This window comes from Streptomyces sp. NRRL S-350, from assembly GCF_000719705.1.
GTDB lineage: Bacteria > Actinomycetota > Actinomycetes > Streptomycetales > Streptomycetaceae > Kitasatospora.
Genome location: NZ_JOHO01000179.1, coordinates 1 through 835, shown reverse-complemented (window position 1 = coordinate 835; position 835 = coordinate 1). Strand labels below are relative to the sequence as shown.

1 protein-coding gene and 1 pseudogene are annotated in these 835 nt (G+C 70.8%); both read right to left on the bottom strand.

Annotation, left to right across the window (positions count from 1 at the left end; translation table 11 throughout):
• The coding region (locus IF30_RS42860; RefSeq protein ID WP_030248179.1) for a transglycosylase family protein at window positions 1–481 on the bottom strand (481 nt) is incomplete at its 3' end.
• A 125-nt stretch (window positions 482–606) separates the two neighbouring features.
• Window positions 607–835, bottom strand: a pseudogene (locus IF30_RS0140355) (ATP/GTP-binding protein); the annotation flags it as partial.

Genomic DNA, 835 nt, shown 5'->3' with positions numbered 1-835 from the left:
TCCCGGTCCCCGGGTAGGAGAACAGCTTGCCGGTCGACACCTCCACGGCGACCAGGTCCTTCCGGCCGTCACCGTTGAAGTCACCCGCCGTCAGGTTCGCCATCCCCGGGTCGGACGGCCCCGCCGGGTACGGGTCGGCGTGGTCGGTCGAGAGGCCGGTGCCGGGGCTGCACGTCCACGCGCCGGCGCCCTGGTCGGCGAGGATCTTCTCGGCGATCAGGATCTGTTCCTTCTTGGTCGCCTGGTGCGGGTAGGCCGCGTACTGGGTGCCGCCGTAGTACTGCCAGTTGTGCTCGGAGATCTGCAGCCCGCCGTAGTAGTTGTTCCCGGTGTTGATGGACCAGTTGCCCCCGCTCTCGCAGGCGGCCACCTTGTCCCAGGTGCTGACGGACGCGGCGCCGGCCGTGCCGGCGAGGCCGAGGGGTGCGAGGCTCAGCGCGAAGACGGCCAGGCTCTTGCGCATGCGGGTCTGTGCGGACATGGGTGTTCTCCCCCTGGAGCGGGTGCGGACGTACGTGGTTTCAGGACTGCTGCGCGGCGTCGGGACTGCCGGGCGGGTTCGGGGCTGCCGGGCGGGTTCGGGACCGTGGCGTGGCGCTTGGCGGTTCACCAGCCGCCGGAGCCGATCTCGGTGCGGGAGGCCAGGCCGTTGCCGGTGCCCTTGTAGAGGTAGAGCTTCCCGGTCTCACCCGGGGCCGACTCCACCGCCGCCAGGTCACCGATCCCGTCACCGGTGAAGTCCGCACCCGCGTAGTCGGAGATGCCGTTCCAGCCACCCGAGCCGATCTCCACCCGGTCACCCAGACCACTGCCCGTCCCCGGGTACAGCCACAGC